The following is a 15,830-nucleotide window of genomic DNA, read 5'->3' on the forward strand; positions in this document are numbered from 1 at the left end:
CCCGGGGGGGTGAGCCCTGGGTGAGCCCTACTCGGCCCGGCCCGGTCCCTTGATCCCGAGGGCCCGGGTCGTCTCGCTGTTGACCAGGAGCACCAGCGCCGCCACGGCGACCACCGCGAGGACGATGCCGACCGGGATGGCCATGCTGTCGGCCTGGAGCAGGTTGTAGGCCACCGGGAGCGCCATCAGCTGCGTGATCACGGCGGGGCCCCGGCTCCAGCCGCGTCGCAGCAGCAGACCGCGCGCGGCGAGCAGCGGCAGCAGCGCGAGGACGACCAGGGTGATGCCGAGGGTCACGGCCTGCTGCCGGCCGTCCGGATCACCGGTGAGCGCGCGGACGAGCACCCACAGACCGCCGCCCACCAGGGCGGCCCCCTCCAGCCCGGCCAGTGCCGCCGCGTACGTCAGCCGGCGCGGGCGCGGCTCCGCGGCTGCGGCGGCTTCGGCGGTGTCCGGGACGGGGTTCTGCTGACTGCTCACCCCAGCAGGGTAGCCCGCCCGCTCACCCGCCCGGCGGTGCCCGGCACCGCCGAGTGTCCAGGCTCACCCCCCGGCTTCTTACCGGTTCCCTACCTCGGTCTGGGATGAATACCCCCCAGTAGGTACGCTGCCATGCATGCGTGCACTTCTCGTGGTCAATCCGGCGGCAACCACCACAAGCGCACGCAGGCGTGATGTCCTGATCCACGCGCTGGCGAGCGAGATGAAGCTGGAGGCGGTCACCACCGAGTACCGCGGCCATGCGCGCGACCTCGGCCGGCAGGCGGCGGAGAGCGACGACATCGACCTGGTGGTGGCGCTCGGCGGTGACGGCACGGTCAACGAGGTCGTCAACGGTCTGCTGCACGCGGGCCCCGACCCGGAGCGGCTGCCCGGTCTTGCGGTCGTCCCCGGCGGCTCCACGAACGTCTTCGCGCGCGCCCTGGGTCTGCCCAACGACCCGGTCGAGGCCACCGGTGCGCTGCTGGACGCGCTGCGCGAGGGCAGTGAGCGCATCGTCGGCCTCGGCTTGACCTCGGGCCCGCCGGGCACCGAGGACGAGGCGGTGCCGGCCCGCTGGTTCACCTTCAACGCCGGGCTGGGGTTCGACGCGGGCGTGGTGGGGCGGGTCGAGCAGCAGCGCGAGCGCGGGAAGAAGTCGACGCACGCGCTCTACGTCCGCCAGGTGATCCGGCAGTTCCTCGGTGACTCGAACCGCCGGCACGGCACGATCACGCTCGAGCGGCCCGGTGCGGACCCGGTCGAGGACCTCGTGGTCGCCATAGTCTCGAACACGTCCCCGTGGACGTATCTCGGCAATCGCCCGATGTACACGTCCCCCATGGCGTCGTTCGACGCCGGTATCGATGTGCTCGGTCTCAGCCGTCTGTCGACGGCCGCGGTTGCCCGGTATGGCACCCAGTTGCTCACTTCGTCCCCCGAGCGCGGACCCCATGGCAAGCACGCCGTCGCGCTGCACGATCAGGACCAGTTCACCTTGCATTCGAAGGCGCCCCTGCCCCTTCAGATGGACGGCGACCACCTCGGGCTGCGAACGAGCGTGACGTTCACAGGCGTACGCCGTGCACTGCGTGTGATTGTGTGAGCGGAACGGGCGAAAGTCCTTTCACTCGAACGTTTAGGCCAGGATCCACCCCATGGAAGTACGGCTGTGACCTAGTCGACACCGAGGAATCAAAAAAAATCTTCGGGAAGGGGTTGTATCCGCCGCTGAGGTTTGCGAGTCTCTACGTGGCGATCGGGACGGCCCGCGACATCGGCCTCCACTGATCACCAGAACCCCTCTTCAATCCAGGACCACGCCGGGGAGACTCGGCGATCGGCCCTTCACTTGTTGAGGGATTCGTGAAAGCGTTCACATTCACAAGCAATCCGCACGTAATACCAAGGAGAGGTAGCAGCCATGGACTGGCGTCACAACGCCGTTTGCCGCGAGGAAGACCCCGAGCTCTTCTTCCCCATCGGCAACACCGGTCCTGCGCTGCTGCAGATCGAGGAAGCCAAGGCCGTCTGCCGCCGCTGCCCGGTGATCGAGCAGTGTCTGCAGTGGGCGCTCGAGTCCGGTCAGGACTCCGGCGTCTGGGGTGGTCTCAGCGAGGACGAGCGCCGTGCCATGAAGCGCCGCGCCGCCCGCAACCGGGCCCGTCAGGCCTCCGCCTGACACTCCCACCCCTCTTGACAGCCTGAGGTTGGCGGCGCGTGCAGCACGCACGCATCTCCCGCCCCCGAGCCGCAGCGCGCAGTATCCCCCGATGCGCTTAGCGACACAGCGGAGCAGCAACGAGCATCAGCCTCGGACCAATGGCGGTCCGGGGCTTTTTGCTGTGCCCGGTCCCCGGCGCGGCCGGTACGCCGGCCGGTGGGGCGACCGGGCTCACTTGTCCGCGCGCACCGGAACGTCCAGGATCACCCGGGTCCCCCGCTCGGGCGCCGGCACCATGTCGAAGGTGCCGCCCAACTCGCCCTCGACGAGCGTCCGCACGATCTGGAGCCCGAGGTTGCCCGAGCGGTGCGGGTCGAAGCCCGCGGGCAGACCGACGCCGTCGTCCTGGACCGTGACCAGGAGACGAGCCTCCTTGGTGGTCCCGCCGCGCACCGCGGAGACCTCGACCGTGCCGGTGTCGCCCTCGCGGAAGCCGTGCTCCAGCGCGTTCTGCAGCACCTCGGTGAGCACCATGGACAGCGGGGTGGCGACCTCGGCGTCGAGTACGCCGAACCGTCCCGTGCGCCGGCCGGCCACCTTGCCCGGGGAGATCTCGGCGACCATGGCGAGCACCCGGTCGGCGATGTCGTCGAACTCCACCCGCTCGTCCAGGGTCTGAGACAACGTCTCATGGACGATGGCGATGGAACCGACCCGGCGGACCGCCTCCTCCAGCGCCTCCCGGCCGCTCTCGGAATCGATGCGCCGGGCCTGGAGCCGGAGCAGGGCGGCGACCGTCTGGAGGTTGTTCTTCACCCGGTGGTGGATCTCCCGGATGGTCGCGTCCTTGGTGATCAGCTCGCGTTCGCGGCGGCGGAGTTCGGTGACGTCCCGGCACAGCACCAGTGAACCGATACGGGTTCCCTTGGGCTTGAGCGGGATGGCCCGGAACTGGATGACACCGTCATGGGCCTCGATCTCGAACTCCCGCGGCGCCCAGCCGCTGGCCGCCTTCGCGAGCGCCTCGTCCACCGGACCGCGCGTGGGGGCGAGTTCGGCGGTGGTCCGGCCGAGGTGGTGACCGACCAGATCGGCGGCGAGGCCGAGGCGGTGGTAGGCGGACAGGGCGTTCGGGGAGGCGTACTGGACGGTGCCGTCCGCGTCCAGCCGGATCAGGCCGTCGCCGACGCGCGGGGAGGCGTCCATGTCGACCTGCTGGTCGGGGAACGGGAAGGAACCGGCGGCGATCATCTGCGCGAGGTCGGAGGCGCTCTGGAGGTAGGTCAGCTCCAGCCGGCTCGGGGTGCGGACGGTGAGCAGGTTGGTGTTGCGGGCGATCACACCGAGGACGCGGCCCTCACGGCGTACGGGGATGGACTCGACCCGTACGGGGACCTCTTCGCGCCACTCCGGGTCGCCCTCGCGCACGATCCGGCCCTCGTCGAGCGCCGCGTCCAGCATGGGCCGCCGGCCGCGCGGGACCAGGTGCCCGACCATGTCGTCCTGGTAGGAGGTGGGGCCGGTGTTGGGGCGCATCTGGGCGACCGACACGTACCGGGTGCCGTCACTGGTGGGGACCCATAGGACGAGGTCGGCGAAGGAGAGGTCGGAGAGCAACTGCCACTCCGAGACCAGCAGGTGGAGCCACTCGAGATCGGAGTCGTCGAGGGCGGTGTGCTGGCGTACGAGTTCGTTCATGGAGGGCACGTGTGCGAGCGTACCCGGGGCCTCGCGGGGGCCGAAAAACACCCGCGGGCCGCGGCGCCTGGAAGGGACCCTCAACCCTCCCGGCACCGCAGCCCGGAGCATCATCGGCCGTGGGGTGTGCGGTCCCGGTCGGCCGAAGGTCGAGGAGCCGGGGCAGTCAGGGCAGAGAGCCCGGTTCCTCGGTCCGCCTTCCTGTGCGGGGAAGACGGAGACCTGTTCTCTTGGATTGTGGACTAGACCATGAGGGCGTGTCCATGGTGGGGGCGAACGCCGTTGACCACTGGCACGCGATGCCAGAGAGCCTAGCCCGCCCGGGTCACTCGTGGGGCCAGATGGCCATGGCAATTTCCGCGAGGGCCTGGAGCTCCTCGCGGATCCGGCCGACGCCGCCTCCTCGGCGGGACCGGGACGGCACACCCCCGGCACCTCGTGCCCCATCCCCCGCCACCACCTCGCGCCCCCAGCCTCCCGCCCTCCGCACCCTTCGTCCTCCCCTCGTCCCCCACCCCTTTCCCCGCGCCCGGGGACACCGGTTCTGCTAGATTGGTCTAAACCACATGGAGACGCATACCGCCCCCTTCAGAACGGCAGGCCCAGCGTGGAAGTTGTCATCGTTCCGGACGCCGCGGCGGGCGGCGAGCTGATCGCCGAGGCCATGGCGCAGCTTCTGCGACGCAAGCCCGACGCCCTGCTCGGTGTGGCCACCGGCTCGACCCCGCTGCCCGTCTACCAGGCACTGACCGCCAGGGTGCGCTCCGGTGCCGTGGACGCCTCCCACGCGCGGATAGCGCAGCTCGACGAGTACGTGGGCCTGCCCGCCGAGCACCCGGAGTCCTATCGCTCGGTGCTGCGCCGCGAGGTGCTCGAACCGCTCGGCATAGACATGGACGCGTTCGTGGGGCCGGACGGCACGGCCGAGGACGTCCAGGCGGCGTGCGAGGCGTACGACCGCGCGCTCGTCGAGGCCGGCGGGGTGGACCTGCAACTGCTCGGCATCGGCACCGACGGGCACATCGGGTTCAACGAGCCGTGCTCCTCGCTCGCCTCGCGCACCCGGATCAAGACCCTGACCGAGCAGACCCGGATCGACAACGCCCGCTTCTTCGACGGCGACATCGAGCAGGTTCCGCACCACGTCATCACCCAGGGCATCGGGACCATCCTGGAGGCCCGGCACCTGGTGCTGCTGGCCACCGGCGAGGGCAAGGCGGACGCGGTCGCCGCGACCGTCGAGGGCCCGGTCGCCGCGGTCTGCCCGGCCTCCGCGCTCCAGCTCCACCCGCATGCCACGGTGGTCGTCGACGAGGCCGCCGCCGCCAAGCTGAAGCTGGCCGACTACTTCCGGCACACGTACGCCAACAAGCCTCAGTGGCAGGGGATCTAGCCGGGGAACAGGGGTGTACGGGATGCGGAGAGACGTCCCGACGCGGGGGCGGGCGCGTCGTCGCCCGCGGCCTCCGGCGTCCCTGATGGACTAGACCAACGGGGGGCGCGACGGTATACAGAGGGGATCACGGAGCGTGCGGGGGGAGTCCCGACACGGCAACCCGTGCCACGATGTGAGCCGTGGCCGATGGGATGTCGGTCGCTTTCGGCACTCGGAGCCGGGAAGGCAGAGCATGAGCACCGACGTCAGCAGTGCGGAGAACGAAACAGGCACGACCGTCCGTACCGCGCGCGTGCCCAAGTACTACCGCTTGAAGAAGCACCTGCTCGACATGACGGAGACGCAGGCGCCGGGCACGCCGGTCCCGCCCGAGCGCACCCTGGCCGCCGAGTTCGACACCTCCCGCACCACGGTCCGCCAGGCACTCCAGGAACTCGTCGTGGAGGGCCGGCTCGAACGCATCCAGGGCAAGGGCACCTTCGTGGCCAAGCCCAAGGTCTCCCAGGCGCTCCAGCTCACCTCCTACACCGAGGACATGCGGGCCCAGGGTCTGGAGCCGACCTCGCAGCTCCTGGACATCGGGTACGTCACGGCCGACGACCGGCTCGCCGGGCTGCTCGACATCACCGCCGGCGGTCGGGTGCTGCGCATCGAGCGGCTGCGCATGGCCAACGCCGAGCCGATGGCGATCGAGACCACTCATCTGTCGGCCAAGCGCTTCCCGGCCCTGCGGCGGTCGCTGGCGAAGTACACCTCGCTGTACACCGCGCTCGCCGAGGTCTACGACGTGCACCTCGCCGAGGCCGAGGAGACCATCGAGACCTCCCTGGCCACCCCGCGCGAGGCCGGGCTGCTCGGCACCGACGTGGGCCTGCCGATGCTGATGCTCTCCCGGCACTCCCTGGACCGTGGCGGCGATCCGGTGGAGTGGGTGCGCTCGGTGTACCGCGGGGACCGGTACAAGTTCGTGGCGCGGCTGAAGCGGCCCGTGGACTAGGAGCCGGGGTACGTTCGCTGAATCGATATACCGATATGCGGACGAGGTCTTCCACTGGTACGACGACGTCACCTAGATTGCCTGCGCATTACCCAGGTGATCAGTGAGGGGACGGAGCCGTGGCATGTCCGAAACGCCTGAAGTGAGGCCACCGGTGGTGACACCGGTCAGGGTGGTCATCGCCCTGTGTCTCGTCGCGCCCTTCGTGGCGATGCTGTGGGTCGGCTCGTACGCCGAGACGGATCCCACGTTCGTCGGGATCCCGTTCTTCTACTGGTACCAGATGCTCTGGGTGCTGATCTCGACGGCGCTCACGGTCCTCGCGTACCAGCTTTGGCAGCGCGACCAGCGTGCCCGCAGCAGGTCCGCCGCCGGCCGGGACGAGGAGGCGGCGAAGTGAAGGACGGCGTCAACGGCGTCGCACTCGGCGTCTTCATCTTCTTCTTCCTGGCCGTCACGGTCATGGGCTTCCTGGCCGCGCGCTGGCGCAGGACCGACAACGAGCAGTCCCTGGACGAGTGGGGTCTGGGCGGCCGGTCCTTCGGCACCTGGGTCACCTGGTTCCTGCTCGGCGGCGACCTGTACACGGCGTACACCTTCGTGGCCGTACCGGCGGCGATCTACGCGGCGGGCGCGTCCGGTTTCTTCGCGGTGCCGTACACGATCCTGGTGTACCCGCTGATCTTCACCTTCCTGCCCCGCCTGTGGTCGGTCTCGCACCGCCACGGGTACGTCACGACCTCCGACTTCGTGCGCGGCCGGTTCGGGTCGAAGGGCCTGTCGCTGGCGGTGGCCGTGACCGGCATCCTGGCGACGATGCCGTACATCGCGCTCCAGCTCGTCGGCATCCAGGCCGTGCTGGACGTGATGGGCGTCGGCGGCGGCGAGAACACCAACTGGTTCGTGAAGGACCTGCCGCTGCTGATCGCCTTCGGCGTGCTGGCGGCGTACACCTACTCCTCCGGCCTGCGCGCCCCGGCCCTGATCGCGTTCGTGAAAGACACGCTGATCTACATCGTCATCGCGGTGGCCATCATCTACATCCCGGTCAAGCTGGGCGGGTTCGACGACATCTTCGCCAAGGCCGGCGAGAAGTTCTCCACCACGGGCGTGGGCGGTGTCGTGCCGGCCCCCGCGGGCCAGTGGACGTACGCCACGCTGGCCCTCGGCTCCGCGCTGGCGCTGTTCATGTACCCGCACTCGATCACCGCGACCCTGTCGTCCCGGAGCCGTGAGGTGATCCGCCGCAACACCACGATCCTGCCGCTGTACTCCCTCATGCTGGGCCTGCTGGCGCTGCTGGGCTTCATGGCGATCGCGGCCGGGGTGAAGGTCACCAACGGGCAGCTCGCGATCCCGCAGTTGTTCGAGGACATGTTCCCGGACTGGTTCGCGGGCGTGGCCTTCGCGGCGATCGGGATCGGGGCGCTGGTGCCCGCGGCGATCATGTCCATCGCGGCGGCGAACCTGTTCACCCGCAACATCTACAAGGACTTCATCAAGCCGGACGCCACGCCGGAGCAGGAGACCCGGGTCTCCAAGATCGTGTCGCTGCTGGTGAAGGTGGGCGCCCTGGTCTTCGTCCTCACGATGGACAAGACGGTGGCCATCAACTTCCAGCTCCTGGGCGGCATCTGGATCCTCCAGACGTTCCCGGCCATGGTCGGCGGCCTGTTCACCCGCTGGTTCCACCGCTGGGCGCTGCTCGCCGGCTGGGCGGTCGGCATGGTCTACGGCACGGTGGCCGCGTACGGGATCGCCTCACCGACGCAGAAGCACTTCGGCGGCAGCGCCAAGGAGATCCCCGGCATCGGCGAGATCGGCTACATCGGCCTCACGGCGTTCGTCCTCAACGTCCTGGTGACCGTGGTCCTGACCTTCGTCCTGAAGGCCGTCAAGGCTCCCGAGGGCATCGACGAGACCAGGCCCGAGGACTACACGTCCGACGCGGGCGACCCGGGCGTACAGGTGGAGCTGCCGCCGGCCACCGCGGGCGCCAGTCACTGAGCATCCCGCGCAGAGCACGGCACACCCCAGGGGGCCGCCGGAGGTCACCTTCCGGCGGCCCGCCGCCGTACCCGTACCCCTCGCGGGCCACCGCCGCACGCCCTCCCCCGGCGGGCCGCCGCCGTGCGCGTCCGCCCTCGGCGACCGGTCCCGGCAGGACCACCCCCCACCGGCGTGAGTCGGCCTCCGACGCCGGGCCGACACAACATCTGGGGGTGAGACGACAGCCCGGCACCAGATGTATGCTCATGCTCGCTGTCGCCGCAGGGGAATCCGGTGTGAGTCCGGAACTGTCCCGCAACGGTGTACTCGCGTGCATCCGCACGCCTGTTCCAGTCCGAGGTCCTGCCGACAGCGCACCCGGCCGTCCGGTCCGGGTGCCTGTGACGTCCGGGCCTCGTGGAGTGGGCCGGTGGACGCGACGCCGTGTGCGCTCGTGGCTGCCCCTGCCCTCCGCCAGGCCCCCTCACCGAGCGAGGGAGAGCCCCACGTGACCATCGCGCCAGCCGACCCGGCTTCAGTCACCGAGCTGAAGACCGACGGTCCCGGTACCGCGCTGCTGCGGACCCTGACCGAGCTGACCGCCGACCTGCCCGACGCCGACCCCGGCCGGGTCGCCGCCGCCGCACTGCGCGGCCGGTCCGCGCGGGCCGACGAGGCGGAGCTGCGGGAGCTGGCCACGGAGGCCGCCGCCGGCCTGATCTCCGAGGACCCCGCGTACTCGAAGCTGGCCGCCCGGCTGCTGACCCTCGCGATCCGGGACGAGGCCGCCTCGCAGGGCGTGACGTCCTTCACCGGGTCCGTCGCGGTCGGGCACCGCGAGGGCCTCGTCGCCGACCGCACCGCCGCGTTCGTCCGGCTCCACGCCGAGCGGCTCGACGCGCTGGTCGACGGCGCGGCGGACGACCGGTTCGGCTACTTCGGCCTGCGCACCCTGTACAGCCGCTACCTGCTGCGGCACCCGATCACCCGCAAGGTCGTCGAGACGCCCCAGCACTTCATGCTGCGCGTGGCGAGCGGCCTGGCCGAGGACGACACGAGCCGGGCCGTGGACGAGGTCGCGGCGCTGTACCGGCTGATGAGCCGCCTGGACTACCTGCCCTCCTCCCCCACCCTGTTCAACTCCGGCACCCGGCACCCGCAGATGTCGTCCTGCTATCTGCTCGACTCCCCGCTGGACGAGCTGGACTCCATCTACGACCGCTACCACCAGGTCGCCCGCCTGTCCAAGCACGCCGGCGGCATCGGTCTGTCGTACTCCCGCATCCGTTCGCGCGGTTCGCTGATCCGGGGGACCAACGGGCACTCCAACGGCATCGTGCCGTTCCTGAAGACGCTGGACGCCTCGGTGGCCGCGGTGAACCAGGGCGGCCGGCGCAAGGGGGCGGCGGCGGTCTACCTGGAGACCTGGCACTCCGACATCGAGGAGTTCCTGGAGCTGCGCGACAACACCGGCGAGGACGCCCGCCGCACCCACAACCTCAACCTCGCGCACTGGGTGCCGGACGAGTTCATGCGCCGGGTCAACGCCGACGAGCAGTGGTCGCTGTTCTCCCCCGCCGAGGTGCCCGAGCTGGTCGACCTGTGGGGCGAGGAGTTCGACGCCGCCTACCGCCGGGCCGAGGCGGCCGGGCTGGCCAGGAAGACGATCCCGGCGCGTGACCTGTACGGCCGGATGATGCGCACGCTCGCCCAGACCGGCAACGGCTGGATGACGTTCAAGGACGCCGCCAACCGCACCGCCAACCAGACCGCCGAGCCGGGCAGCGTCATCCACTCCTCCAACCTCTGCACGGAGATCCTGGAGGTCACCGACGACGGCGAGACGGCCGTCTGCAACCTCGGTTCGGTCAACCTCGGCGCCTTCGTGCGCGACGGGGACATCGACTGGGAGCGGCTGGACGAGACGGTCCGGACGGCCGTCACCTTCCTCGACCGCGTGGTGGACATCAACTTCTACCCGACCGAGCAGGCGGGCCGCTCCAACGCCAGATGGCGCCCGGTCGGTCTGGGCGCGATGGGCCTGCAGGACGTCTTCTTCAAGCTGCGCCTGCCCTTCGACTCACCCGAGGCCGGGGCCCTGTCCACGCGGATCGCCGAGCGCATCATGCTCGCCGCGTACGAGGCCTCCGCCGACCTCGCCGAGCGCAACGGCCCGCTGCCCGCCTGGGAGCGCACCCGCGCCGCCCGCGGGGTGCTCCACCCCGACCACTACGACGTCGACCTCACCTGGCCGGAGCGGTGGGACGCGCTGCGCGAGCGCATCGCGTCGACGGGCATGCGCAACTCCCTGCTGCTGGCCATCGCTCCGACGGCCACGATCGCCTCGATCGCGGGGGTGTACGAGTGCATCGAGCCGCAGGTGTCGAACCTGTTCAAGCGCGAGACGCTCTCCGGTGAGTTCCTCCAGGTCAACTCCTACCTGGTGCGGGAGCTGAAGGACCTCGGCGTGTGGGACGCCCGTACCCGTGAGGCGCTGCGTGACGCCAACGGCTCGGTGCAGGGCTTCGCCTGGATCCCCGAGGAGGTGCGCAGGCTGTACCGCACGGCCTGGGAGATCCCCCAGCGCGGCCTCATCGACATGGCCGCCGCCCGCACGCCGTTCCTCGACCAGGCCCAGTCGCTGAACCTCTTCCTGGAGACGCCGACCATCGGCAAGCTCTCCTCGATGTACGCCTACGCCTGGAAGTCCGGGCTGAAGACGACGTACTACCTGCGCTCGCGCCCCGCGACGCGCATCGCCCGCGCCGCCCAGGCGCAGCCCGCCATCCCCGTGCAGCAGGCCGCCGACCCCGACGCGGTCGCCTGCTCCCTGGAGAACCCCGAGTCCTGCGAGGCCTGCCAGTAATGACCACCCGTACCACCCGGCTCCTCGACCCGGGCTTCGAGCTGACGCTGCGCCCGATGCGCTACCCCGACTTCTACGAGCGCTACCGGGACGCCATCAAGAACACCTGGACCGTGGAGGAGGTCGACCTCCATTCCGACGTCACCGACCTCGCCCGGCTGACGCCGGAGGAGCAGCACCTCATCGGCCGGCTGGTCGCCTTCTTCGCGACCGGCGACTCCATCGTCGCGAACAACCTGGTGCTGACGCTCTACAAGCACATCAACTCCCCCGAGGCGCGGCTCTACCTGAGCCGGCAGCTCTTCGAGGAGGCCGTCCACGTCCAGTTCTATCTGACCCTGCTGGACACCTACCTCCCCGACCCGGACGACCGCGCCGCCGCCTTCGCCGCCGTCGAGAACATCCCCTCCATCCGGGAGAAGGCCGGGTTCTGCTTCAAGTGGATCAACGAGGTGGAGAAGATCGACCGGCTGGAGACCCAGGCCGACCGCCGCCGCTTCCTGCTGAACCTGATCTGTTTCGCCGCCTGCATCGAGGGGCTGTTCTTCTACGGCGCCTTCGCCTACGTCTACTGGTTCCGCAGCCGCGGTCTGCTGCACGGCCTGGCCACCGGCACCAACTGGGTGTTCCGCGACGAGACGATGCACATGTCCTTCGCGTTCGAAGTCGTCGACACCGTCCGCAAGGAGGAGCCGGAGCTGTTCGACGACGCGCTGCGGCAGGAGGTCACGGACATGCTCGGGGAGGCCGTCGAGGCCGAGCTGCAGTTCGCCCGCGACCTGTGCGGTGACGGCCTCCCCGGCATGAACACCGAATCCATGCGCCAGTACCTCGAGTGCGTCGCCGACCAGCGCCTCACGCGCCTCGGTTTCGCCCCGGTGTACGGCTCGCAGAACCCCTTCTCCTTCATGGAGCTCCAGGGTGTTCAGGAGCTGACGAACTTCTTCGAGCGCCGCCCGTCGGCGTACCAGGTGGCGGTGGAGGGCACGGTCGACCTGGACGAGGACTTCTGATCCCTGCTGTCTCCCCGGGCCTCCTGGGCCTGCCTGAGCTGCCGGTCGATGCGCCGCTCGCGCACGACGCCGAGCACGGACGGGAGGACCAGGAGGACCAGGATCCCGAGGGTGGTGCCCATTCCGATGAGACCTTCGATCTGGTTTCCGTTCATGGACACCACTCTCGCGCCGGACACTCCTGACCGGGAGTGGCAGGACTGCCGTAGACCCTCGAATTACTGCCAATGGTGGGGCACACTGGCAGCATGCTGAAGAACGTGGCCGTCGTGCTGCTGGACGGGGTGCAGCCCTTCGAGCTGGGTGTCGTGTGCGAGGTGTTCGGCATCGACCGCAGTGACGACGGACTGCCTGTGTACGACTTCGCCGTGGTCTCTGCGGAGGGGCCCTCGCTCGGCACCCACTGCGGGTTCACCGTGTCCACGCCGTACGGGCTGGAGCGGCTGGAAGAAGCCGACCTGATCGCCGTACCGGCCGGGCAGGCCTACGCGGAGCGCGCGTTCCCCGAGGAGCTGCTGACGGCGCTGCGGCGGGCCGTCGACCGGGGCACCCGGGTGCTCAGCGTCTGCTCCGGCGTGTTCGTGCTGGCCGCGGCGGGGCTGCTGGACGGACGGCGGTGTGCGGTGCACTGGCACCACGCCGAGCAGCTCGCCCGGCGCTATCCCCGGCTCGAGGCCGAGCCGGACATGCTCTACGTGGACGAGGACCCGGTCATCACCTCCGCCGGCACGGCCGCGGGCATCGACGCCTGTCTGCACATCGTGCGCAAGGAGCAGGGCCCGGAGGTGGCCAACAAGATCGCCCGCCGGATGGTGGTGCCGCCGCACCGGGACGGCGGGCAGGCGCAGTTCATCGAGCGCCCCCTGCCGAAGGCTCCCTGCGACACGGTCGGGGAGGTGCTGGCGTGGATGGAGGCGCACCTCGACCAGGAGGTGACCGTCGAACAGCTCGCCGCCCGTGCCCACCTGGCGCCGCGCACCTTCGCCCGCCGCTTCCAGCAGGAGACGGGGACCACTCCGTACCGGTGGATCCTGCGCCAGCGCGTGCTGCTGGCCCAGGAGTTGCTGGAGGGCACGGACGAGACCATGGACGCCATCGCCGGGCGGACGGGGTTCGGTACGGCCGCGGCGCTGCGTCATCAGTTCGTGCGGGCGCTGGGGACGACCCCCCAGGCCTACCGGCGCGCGTTCCGCGGCCCGCAGGCCGCCTGAGCACGCGCCGGTACCGGCGGCCTACCAGGGCATCGCCCGCAGCAGCAGGTTCTGCGGGCGGAGCGTGATGCCCACGCGGGTGCTCTCGTCGGACCCGGCGGCCCGCTCGAAGCGGTACTTCGCCGAGACCGCCGCGGTGATCAGGCTCAGTTGGGTCATGGAGAAGTGGTCGCTGGGGCACTTGCGGTTGCCCACGCTGAACGGGCTCATGGCGTACTTCGGCACCTCACCGGCGCGCTCGGGCAGCCAGCGGTCGGGGTCGAAGTCGAGGTGGCGGGCGTAGGAACGGGCGTCGCGCTGGATGGCGTACGGGCTGTGGACGATGTCCGCCCCGGCCGGAATGCGATAGCCGCCGAGTACGGCGTCCGTCGTCGCGCGGCGCGTCAGAATCCATACGGCGGGCCTGAGCCGCATGGCCTCGACGACGACATTGCTGGTGTGCTTCAGGGCACGCACGTGCTCGAATCCGACCGGCCGGCCACCGGTCACGGATTCGACCTCGGCCCGTACCCTCTCGGCGTGTTCCGGATGCGCGGCGAGGGCCTGGAGCAGCCACATGACCGTGGACGCCACTGTTTCGCTGCCGGGGGTGAGGATCGCGACGACCTGGTCGTGGATCTCCTGTTCCCCGATGGGCTCGCCATTGTCGTCCTTCGCCTCCAGCAATGCCGTCAGCAAATCGTCCGGCTTTTGACCAGATGCCCTTCTCTCGGCGACGATCTCGTCCACCAGCAGATGCAGATCGGCCAACGCCCGGTTGAATTCCCGGTTGGCCGGAAACGGCAGCCGGTAGAGCGGACCCAGCGGGATCACCATCCTGCGGTACATACCGCGGAAGACGGTGGCGAGATCGGTGCTGAGCCGTTCCGCGCGCTCGTCCATGTAGTCGCCGCGCAGCAGGCAGCGGGCGGCGATACGGACGGCGACCCGGAAGGACTCGGAGGTGCAGTCGATGGTCTCCCCGGGTTTCCAGCGCTCGGTGAGCCGGTGCGCCTCCTCCTCCATGACCGGCCCGTACTGCGGTATCGCGTCGAGCCGGAACGCGGGCTGGATGGTGCGCCGCTGGCGGCGGTGCCGGGAGCCGTTGGCGGTGGCCACGCCCTCCTTGCCGAGCAGGCCCTCGAGGGACTCCCACAGGGGGCCGGCGATGCTGAAGCCGGGGCTGAGGGCCAGGGCTCCGGTGAGCGCCGGCGCGGTGACGGCGTACACCGTCTTGGGGCCGAGCCGCAGGCGCACGATGTCGCCGTGGTCGCGCAGCCCGGACATGAAGGCGAGCGGGTCGCGGACCAGTTTCAGGCCGTGTCCGAGGACCGGTACGGCACCCGGGGCCAGGGGCGGTTCACGCAGTGCGGTCGTTCTGGGGGTCGCGGGCTTCACCGACTCGACGGTCATTTCTCACCTGCCGCTTCGTTCGTCACGTACGGGGGCGTGGACCGGTCGTCCCAGTTGTCGACCATGTACCGGCCGGACTCGTGGTGGAACCAGTAGACGGAGCTGAACCAGTTGCGCATGGCGTCGACGCACGTGCGGACGGCGGCGCCGAGCTCCGCGCCGCGGGCGGTTCCGTCGTCGATGTCGTGGGCGAGCCGCAGGGCGTCCTGTTCGGCGTCCAGAAATTCACCGGCGCATTCCTCGACGCGCCGCCTGACGTCGTCCACCGCTTCTTCGAGGGTCAGCCCCTCATGGGTGATGAGGCTGATCCCGAGATTGTGGACCTCGTCGCCGGCTATTTCCTTCGGCAGCGAGCAAAGGTCGTTGTACCAGGCGGCGAATTCCTGACTGAGGAGGGCCGCCCGGCGATAGGCCGGGTTTTTCCGTACGGCGTCCGGGAGTTCGCATCCGGCACTGGGTTCGAGCAGATCCGTCCATATCCGGTGGGCGAAGGTCAGGCGGCGCAGGGCGAGATATTCCTCGACGCCGGGCACGTATCCTTCGGTGCGGTTGCGGAATTCGCGGTCATAGGCCTCGATCACCGCGTGGAAATGCCTGGCGAACCGCAGGTTCCAGGTGCGTGACAGGAGGCCGTACAGCCGCAGCACGGTGTCGGCGAAGCCGGCGACCAGTGGGTCCGGGTGGTGCACGTGGTGCCCGGGCGCGTCGAGTGCCGCGTGCAGCCGGTGTCTCAGCCGCCGCCAGTCGCCCGCCCGGCCGTGCACGATGTCACGGTCGTGGCGGTCGTCCCAGACGAAGAACCACGCGCTGTAGTCGGCTATGGCCTGGAGGACCTCGTCGGCGGCGCTGGTGTAGTAGCCGGCCATGAGGTCCGTGTAGCACAGTCCATCGGCATATTCATGGACCTTGTCCGCCGGCATCAGCCGCTTTTCCAGCAGCCACAGCCGCGTGTTCTCCTGGAGCCGCGGCCAATACGGATGCAGTCGCCGGGGAAAAGCGGACTCGATCACCGGGAGGGCCAGTGAGGGCGGGACCACGACCGCCGTCCGGGTCACTGTGGTGCTGCGTGGGAAAGCCTGCACGTACAAACCCCTTCCAGCCGCCAGGAGCGCACGCCCCTCCTGC

Annotated in this window: 14 protein-coding genes; 9 read left to right on the top strand and 5 right to left on the bottom strand. The window is 69.9% G+C overall.

Annotated features, from left to right (window positions below; translation table 11 throughout):
- Positions 1 to 27: 27 nt before the first annotated feature.
- Entirely contained in the window at positions 28 to 480 is a 453-nt protein-coding gene (locus tag D9753_RS11885; RefSeq protein ID WP_121786994.1) for a hypothetical protein, read from the bottom strand.
- A 136-nt stretch (positions 481 to 616) separates the two neighbouring features.
- On the opposite strand from D9753_RS11885, the gene D9753_RS11890 reads away from it, so the two are divergent.
- Together D9753_RS11890 and D9753_RS11895 are read left to right on the top strand one after the other, a co-directional pair.
- A complete protein-coding gene (locus tag D9753_RS11890; protein WP_121786995.1) occupies positions 617 to 1,585 on the top strand; it encodes a diacylglycerol/lipid kinase family protein in 969 nt (322 codons plus the stop codon).
- A 318-nt stretch (positions 1,586 to 1,903) separates the two neighbouring features.
- Positions 1,904 to 2,161 (top strand): WhiB family transcriptional regulator, encoded by a 258-nt coding sequence (locus D9753_RS11895; protein ID WP_003992873.1) that lies wholly within the window; start codon positions 1,904 to 1,906, stop codon positions 2,159 to 2,161.
- A 213-nt stretch (positions 2,162 to 2,374) separates the two neighbouring features.
- Here the strand turns inward: D9753_RS11895 and D9753_RS11900 are convergent, their stop codons facing one another.
- Positions 2,375 to 3,841, bottom strand: coding sequence for a sensor histidine kinase (locus tag D9753_RS11900; RefSeq protein ID WP_205614381.1), 1,467 nt, complete (start codon positions 3,839 to 3,841; stop codon positions 2,375 to 2,377).
- 607 nt (positions 3,842 to 4,448) lie between these two features.
- On the opposite strand from D9753_RS11900, the gene nagB reads away from it, so the two are divergent.
- The 6 genes from nagB to D9753_RS11930 all read left to right on the top strand — a co-directional run bounded on the left by nagB (position 4,449) and on the right by D9753_RS11930 (position 12,102).
- Positions 4,449 to 5,234 (top strand): glucosamine-6-phosphate deaminase, encoded by a 786-nt coding sequence (gene nagB / locus D9753_RS11905; RefSeq protein ID WP_121786996.1) that lies wholly within the window; start codon positions 4,449 to 4,451, stop codon positions 5,232 to 5,234.
- 235 nt (positions 5,235 to 5,469) lie between these two features.
- Positions 5,470 to 6,234, top strand: a complete 765-nt coding sequence (locus D9753_RS11910; RefSeq protein WP_121786997.1) for a GntR family transcriptional regulator — start codon at positions 5,470 to 5,472, stop codon at positions 6,232 to 6,234.
- 124 nt (positions 6,235 to 6,358) lie between these two features.
- On the top strand, positions 6,359 to 6,634 hold the full coding sequence (locus tag D9753_RS11915; RefSeq protein ID WP_205614126.1) for a DUF3311 domain-containing protein: 276 nt from the start codon (positions 6,359 to 6,361) through the stop codon (positions 6,632 to 6,634).
- A complete protein-coding gene (gene mctP, locus D9753_RS11920; protein WP_121786999.1) occupies positions 6,631 to 8,241 on the top strand; it encodes a monocarboxylate uptake permease MctP in 1,611 nt (536 codons plus the stop codon). The genes D9753_RS11915 and mctP overlap by 4 nt, the downstream gene beginning before the upstream one ends.
- Before the next feature lie 490 nt (positions 8,242 to 8,731).
- Complete coding sequence (locus D9753_RS11925; RefSeq protein ID WP_121787000.1) at positions 8,732 to 11,089, top strand: ribonucleoside-diphosphate reductase subunit alpha; 2,358 nt, start codon at positions 8,732 to 8,734, stop codon at positions 11,087 to 11,089.
- Positions 11,089 to 12,102, top strand: coding sequence for a ribonucleotide-diphosphate reductase subunit beta (locus D9753_RS11930; protein ID WP_121787001.1), 1,014 nt, complete (start codon positions 11,089 to 11,091; stop codon positions 12,100 to 12,102). The genes D9753_RS11925 and D9753_RS11930 overlap by 1 nt, the downstream gene beginning before the upstream one ends.
- Here the strand turns inward: D9753_RS11930 and D9753_RS36500 are convergent.
- Positions 12,015 to 12,257 (bottom strand): hypothetical protein, encoded by a 243-nt coding sequence (locus tag D9753_RS36500; RefSeq protein ID WP_163010545.1) that lies wholly within the window; start codon positions 12,255 to 12,257, stop codon positions 12,015 to 12,017. The two genes, D9753_RS11930 and D9753_RS36500, sit on opposite strands and share 88 nt — an antisense overlap.
- A gap of 93 nt (positions 12,258 to 12,350) precedes the next feature.
- On the opposite strand from D9753_RS36500, the gene D9753_RS11935 reads away from it, so the two are divergent.
- Positions 12,351 to 13,313, top strand: coding sequence for a GlxA family transcriptional regulator (locus tag D9753_RS11935; protein ID WP_121791026.1), 963 nt, complete (start codon positions 12,351 to 12,353; stop codon positions 13,311 to 13,313).
- 21 nt (positions 13,314 to 13,334) lie between these two features.
- On the opposite strand, the gene D9753_RS11940 is transcribed toward D9753_RS11935, so the two are convergent.
- Together D9753_RS11940 and cyc1 are read right to left on the bottom strand one after the other, a co-directional pair.
- Positions 13,335 to 14,705 carry a bifunctional albaflavenone monooxygenase/terpene synthase gene (locus tag D9753_RS11940; RefSeq protein WP_121787002.1) on the bottom strand — a complete coding sequence of 457 codons (1,371 nt, stop codon included), beginning with the start codon at positions 14,703 to 14,705 and terminating at the stop codon, positions 13,335 to 13,337.
- Entirely contained in the window at positions 14,702 to 15,787 is a 1,086-nt protein-coding gene (cyc1, locus tag D9753_RS11945) for an epi-isozizaene synthase (RefSeq protein ID WP_121791027.1), read from the bottom strand. Before cyc1 ends, D9753_RS11940 begins: the two co-directional genes overlap by 4 nt.
- Positions 15,788 to 15,830 lie beyond the last annotated feature (43 nt).

It is taken from the genome of Streptomyces dangxiongensis (assembly GCF_003675325.1).
Classification (GTDB): Bacteria; Actinomycetota; Actinomycetes; order Streptomycetales; family Streptomycetaceae; genus Streptomyces; species Streptomyces dangxiongensis.